Annotated in this window: 5 protein-coding genes; 4 read left to right on the plus strand and 1 reads right to left on the minus strand. The window is 59.8% G+C overall.

All coding sequences use genetic code 11. From position 1 onward, the window contains the following. The 3 genes from LHW45_10825 to LHW45_10835 form a co-directional block, all read left to right on the plus strand. On the plus strand, positions 1 to 792 hold a 792-nt coding region (locus LHW45_10825; GenBank protein MCB5286063.1), incomplete at its 5' end, for a hypothetical protein. Positions 793 to 931: 139 nt separating this feature from the next. After that, on the plus strand, positions 932 to 1417 hold the full coding sequence (locus tag LHW45_10830) for a tryptophan-rich sensory protein (GenBank protein ID MCB5286064.1): 486 nt from the start codon (positions 932 to 934) through the stop codon (positions 1415 to 1417). Between the two features lie 192 nt (positions 1418 to 1609). After that, positions 1610 to 3220 (plus strand): hypothetical protein, encoded by a 1611-nt coding sequence (locus LHW45_10835; protein MCB5286065.1) that lies wholly within the window; start codon positions 1610 to 1612, stop codon positions 3218 to 3220. An 82-nt stretch (positions 3221 to 3302) separates the two neighbouring features. On the opposite strand, the gene LHW45_10840 is transcribed toward LHW45_10835, so the two are convergent. Further along, on the minus strand, positions 3303 to 4640 hold the full coding sequence (locus LHW45_10840; protein ID MCB5286066.1) for an O-acetylhomoserine aminocarboxypropyltransferase/cysteine synthase: 1338 nt from the start codon (positions 4638 to 4640) through the stop codon (positions 3303 to 3305). A 329-nt stretch (positions 4641 to 4969) separates the two neighbouring features. On the opposite strand from LHW45_10840, the gene LHW45_10845 reads away from it, so the two are divergent. Continuing rightward, the coding region (locus LHW45_10845; protein MCB5286067.1) for a leucine-rich repeat domain-containing protein at positions 4970 to 5836 on the plus strand (867 nt) is incomplete at its 3' end.

Genomic DNA, 5836 nt, shown 5'->3' on the forward strand with positions numbered 1-5836 from the left:
TCCATGGAGAGCGGAGCTCTCTACGTGCTGGATCTCTTCCTGTACGGTGAGGATGCAAGCGCCTACCTCGGAACCCCTGCCACATCTCTCTCCGCAGCGGCCCTCGTGATATACGGGGTCCAGTCCTATGAGGGTACCGGCAAGATAACTCCTGGAACTGGTATCGTGATGATCTACGCCGATGCCGAGTTTGGCAAGGCCGTTTCGGGTACTGACATCATAGGCGGTTCTGTCGCCTCTGAAGCCAAGAAGATGGTCTTCATGATAGGCGATGATGTCTATGTGACGGAGTATTCCAACTCCGGTAACGCCGTCTTAGTCGTCCCGCAGATCGATGGATACTCCTTCGTCGGATGGTACAAGAACCCCGACCAGACCGAGATATTCAGCGCCAACAACCACGCGGTGTTCGGAGACATCTTTGAGTCCTACGGCTTCATAGAGGTCGCGACCTTCCAGGTCACCTTCCAGTACGCCGAGGGCGTCGAATACTACGTCGACGGCAGCCTGGTCTCCGGACCCGTGTACCTCAGCGTGGGCGCCCACTCCTTCACCGTCAAGGTGCTGGACGGATACAGCGGAACGCCGGTCGCAAAGACCAGCGGCTCCGTGTCCGTCGCAAGCGGCACCCTGACCGTGTCCGGAGACGGACAGATCACCGGCGTCACCGGAGTCACCAAGGACCAGCCCGCAGCCGCGGGCATGTCCCTGACCGACATCCTGATGATCGTGCTGGTCATCGTCGTCGTGATCCTGGCGATCGTGGTCGTCATGCGCCTGATGAGGTCGTGAGACCGGGGAGAAGCCTGAACCGATGGAAACAGGGGGCTCATGCCCCCGTCTTAATGTTTTTCAATTCATCGTTCATGATTACCGTCCGGATACGCTTCCCTTAAAAGGACACAATGCGTATTTATGAAAAGGTGTGGACTTGGAGAACATACTGAAGAAGATGGATTGGAAGATACTGCTGGCGTGCCTGCTGCTGTGTCTTGCGGCCGGAATGATATCGAGCTTCGTGTCGGGAGACAGCATAGGCATATACAGCACTCTGGTGCTACCCCCGGTGTATCCTCCCGGATATCTGTTCCCGATAGTCTGGACGATACTGTACATACTCATGGCCGTGTCCCTGTACATGATCATAAAGACGGTCGGTAAGCAGGACCTCAAGCCGTACGTGGTGTTCGGGGTGCAGCTCTCCCTGAACATCGTGTGGTCCCCGGTATTCTTCGTCCTCGCGGACTACCTGCTGGCCTTCATAATCCTGGTGGCCATATGGCTGTCCGTCCTGGCGATGATAATCGTGTTCTGGATGCACGACCGCCGCGCGGGTATGCTGCAGATACCGTATCTGCTGTGGGTGACCTTCGCGGGATACCTGAGCTACAGCGTCTACGTGCTAAACCCCGTCTGACGCCCGGTCTCCCCGGCCGGGTGCCGATGACGGCGGGCGGGTCGCCCGTCCACGAGGCACCCGGGGGCCCGCCCTCCGATGTGTCGGGGGAACGGGTCCTTTTCAACGCCATCCGCGTCCCTGTCGGATGCTACCGTGCCGCGGACCCGTTCTCCGGAAAACCATATAATCGGAATCACATATCCCCCTCACATGAACAGGGCCAACAGGAATCTGTACTGGACTGTGTCCGGCATAGGCCTTGCCTATATAGCCGCATGCTTCGCATACTCGCTCTATGCCCAGCTGGTCGCGGAGGGCGCCGCTGTGTATTCCATGTACATGCTCCTGCCCGTGCCCGGTGCGGAGCAAGGTCTCTTCATGAGCCTCCCGGGCTACGTCGACATGATGAACTGGATATCCGTCTCTCTGCACGATGTCATCGCATCCTCGTCCGGCGGCTTCGACATCGACAGGTACTGGAGGTTCCTGGTGGCGGCTTTCACCGTTGCGGGGTTCCTATTGGTGGCCAGCGGTCCCTTCGTCAAGGTGTCGAAGGACATGTGCCACGGCGAGGAGGAACCCAAGGAGAAGCTCTTCACCCACCGCGGCAACGCCGCAGCCAGGATGCTGCTGCTTCCCTGGAACGGAATGCTGGCGGCATACAGGCTCAGCTTCCTGATGCTGATCCCTGTGGCGTTCTTCTTCCTGTTCGCCCTGCCGTTCGCCCTGCTCATGGACCTCGTCATGGTGCTCCCGTTCCTCATCCTCAAGGCAGTCATGGGCGCGAAGATAAGGGGCGCGTCCAGGTCGGATTCCGAGGAGTACCTGGAGAACACCGAGTACGCCGTGTGCCCCCACTGCAAGCGCAACTTCCTGCGCCCGAACGTCAGATGCAGATGCGACCAGATCCTGAGCTATCCGATACCGAACGAGTGCGGGACCAGATACCATACCTGCAGCAGGGGCCACGACATGCCGTGCACGTACGATGACGGGAAACGCGGACAGCTGAGGAGCGTCTGCCCGTTCTGCGGGAGAGACATAATGACCCGGGAGGCGCGCCCGATCGTCATCTCCACCGTGGGCGCCCCCGCCTCCGGGAAGACGACCTTGGTCCTGTCCGCGTTGAACAACCTGGACGAGGCTTCGAAGGAATGCGGCTTCTCCCTGGACCCTGTGACCCCCTGGGTCAGCAGCGGCCGTTACCGCCAGCCGGAGTCCGCCATGCGCACGGAACCGGGCGAGAGGGACTCCGAGATAGTTTTCCTGAAGAGCAGGAGGTTCTCCAGGGAGAAGGAGCTGCTGATCAACGACATCTCCGGCGCGGAGTTCGAGCCCCGGGAGGACAAGGTCATATTCGAGGAGTATTTCACGTACACGGACGGATTCCTGTTCACCGTGGACCCTCTTTCCCTGATCTCACCGCAGACATCCGTCAGGAGGTCCACCCCCCTCGACACCCTGTCCTCGTTCCTGTCCATGTTCAACGAGGTCACTGGCACCGGTCCTTCCTACACCACCACGATACCTGTGGCGGTGGTCCTCACGAAGGCGGACACCCCCCGGGTGTCCGAGATGCTGTCCCCCAGCGCGGGCACGGACTCCGACCCGGCCGCCAGGGGCTTCCTGGTGGACAACGGGCAGGAGCAGTTCGTGAAGACCCTGGAGTCCGTCTTCAAGGATGTAAGGTACTATGCCGTGGCATCGCTGGGCAGGGAGACCTCCAGCTCGTTCCATCCGCTGAAGTGGATACTCTCGTCCTCGGACGGGGATCTGGCATCAGTCATGCACTCCGGATGCGGGGAGAACGGAGCGGACTGAGCGCCGTTCCAGGAATCCCGTTTCCGGGGATGAACGGGCAGGAGCCCCGTGCAGCGGGGTCCGTCCCGTCCTTCCGGCACGCTCAGTCCCCGGAGGCCCTCAGCGCCTGGTCCAGATCCGCCAGTATGTCCTCTATGTGCTCCGTGCCGATGGAAAGGCGGACGGTGTTCGGCTTTATACCCTGCTCCTCCAGCTCGGCGGCTGTCAGCTGGGAGTGGGTGGTGCTCGCCGGGTGTATGACCAGCGACTTCACGTCGGCCACGTTGGCGAGCAGGGAGAAGATCCTCAGCGAGTCGCTGAACTTCTTGGCCTGCTCTAATCCGCCCTTGACCTCGAAGGTGAAGATCGATCCCGCCCCGTTGGGGTAGTACCTCCCGTACAGGGCGTGGTTGGGATGGTCGGGCAGAGAGGGGTGGTTGACCCTGTCCACGTTGGGATGGCCCTTGAGGAAATCGACCACCCTGAGGGCGTTCTCCACATGCCTCTCCACCCTGAGGGAGAGGGTCTCCAGGCCCTGGAGGAACCCGAAGGCGTGGAGCGGGGATATGCAGGCGCCTGTGTCCCTGAGGAGTATGGCCCTTATCCTGGTGCACAGCGGGGATTCCGCGCAGTCCCTGGCGAAGCTTATGCCGTGGTAGCTGGGGTCGGGCTCCGTCATCACGGGGAACTTCCCGCTGGCCTCCCAGTCGAAGCCGCCGCCCTCTATGATGACGCCGCCCAGTATGGTCCCGTGGCCCCCGATGAACTTGGTGGCGGACTCCACCACGATGTCCGCCCCGTGCTCCAGGGGCCTGAACAGATAGGGGGTGGCGAAGGTGTTGTCGACCACGAGGGGTATCCCGTGCCGGTGGGCTATGTCGGCCATCCTCTCGACGTCGCTTATCTGGGCGTTGGGGTTGCCGATCGTCTCCACGAAGAGGCACTTGGTGTTCGGCCTTATGGCCCTCTCGAACCCTTCATAGTCGTCGGGGTCCACGAAGGTGGTGGTTATCCCGTGCCTCACGAAGGTGTGGGCGAAGCAGTTGTACGTACCGCCGTATATGGCGTTGGAGGACACCACATGGTCCCCGGTCCCCGCCAGGTTCTGTACCACATAGGTTATGGCGGCGGCCCCGGAGGACACGGCCAGGGCGGCGGTGCCGCCCTCCAGTGCGGCCATCCTCCTCTCGAAGACCTCCTGGGTGGTGTTGGTCAGCCTTCCGTATATGTTACCCGGGTCCTCCAGGGTGAATCTCCTGGCGGCATGGTCGCAGCTTTTGAAGACGTAGGATGCGGTCAGGTATATCGGGACCGCCCGGGCGTCCGTGACCGGATCGGGCTCCTCCTGCCCGACATGGAGCTGTAGCGTCTCGAATCTGAGTCTCTGTCTGTTGCCAGGTCCCGAGGGGACATCGTTGAATTCGCCATTCTTGCCGGACATCTGCAATCACTCCGCGCCCTCAGCGCAGCATATCCATGTCCAACCGCAAGTGCGTATTAAAACCCTGTTGGCGAAATTATTCTTTTGTTACCTAGACGGGAGCGCATATATGAACATCTGTATATAAAAATGGTGTGAGATCGGCATCCAGCGGCAGGATGTGCGGATGCATGGGCGTTAACCGACGAGTAGCTCGTGGACACCGTTCGATGATATCACCAATCATGATGGATCTGTTTCTCCAGTCTGGTTAGTAATTTAGAAATCTTTATGTATATTATCTACATGCCGCGGTATAAGGAAATCCATGGCTAGGAGGAGGAGCCCGAATGAACTGTAAATCATATGTAGCGATAATAATAGCGGCGGCGGTATGCATGATGCCTGCGCTCGCACTCGTCGAGGACACGACCGCCGACGGTTTGGTCGAAGGATACACGACGATCGACGGAATCACTTACAAATGCTGTCTCGACGGCGATGTCAGGACCGCGTTCATAACAGGTTACGACGGCACCCTGGCGGACACCGACGGGGACGGCGCCGCGGACGGAGTGCACATACCTGGATCCGTGGAACACGGAGGCAACACGTATTCCGTGACCGATGTACCCAAATCACTGTTCAACGGGACCGGTGATACGAGTTACCGGAACCTCGGGAACCTTGTGATAGGGGAGGGCATAGTGCGTGTGCCCAGCGAGGCCTTCATGTTCTGCAATATTGACTCCATATCCTTCCCCAGCACCCTGGAGGTCATAGGCAGCAAGGCCTTCTTCCGTTCGACCGGTTTCTCCGAGGTTATGCTCAACGACGGCCTGGTGACTCTCGGCCCATCCTCCTTCTCAGGCACCAGTGTGGAGAAGGTATATGTTCCTGGTTCTGTGCACATCAATGTTTCTGAAACGAATACCGAAGGCAAAGTCGATTACGGTTCCGCGTACATATTCACGGGCTGCGATTCCCTCCGGGAGGTCATCCTCGGCGAGGGTCTCAACGCCATAGGATACAAGATGTTCGGCGAGTGCAAAAGCCTCGGAACTGTCGCCATACCCGCATCCGTGGAGACCATCGACGGCTGGGCGTTCCGCCACAGCAGCGCCACGGTCACATTCGCGGACGGTTGCAGTCTCGCCGAGATCGGGATATCCGCTTTCCTCGGCAAGACCAATGACGACACCTCCGCACCCACCGTG

The organism is Candidatus Cloacimonadota bacterium (genome assembly GCA_020532085.1).
Classification (GTDB): domain Bacteria; phylum Cloacimonadota; class Cloacimonadia; order Cloacimonadales; family Cloacimonadaceae; genus Syntrophosphaera.

Coding starts and splice junctions, on each gene's coding strand:
- LHW45_10840 (MCB5286066.1), bottom strand. CDS start 4,640: ATGTCCGGCAAGAATGGCGAATTCAACGATGTCCCCTCGGGACCTGGC.
- LHW45_10835 (MCB5286065.1), top strand. CDS start 1,610: ATGAACAGGGCCAACAGGAATCTGTACTGGACTGTGTCCGGCATAGGC.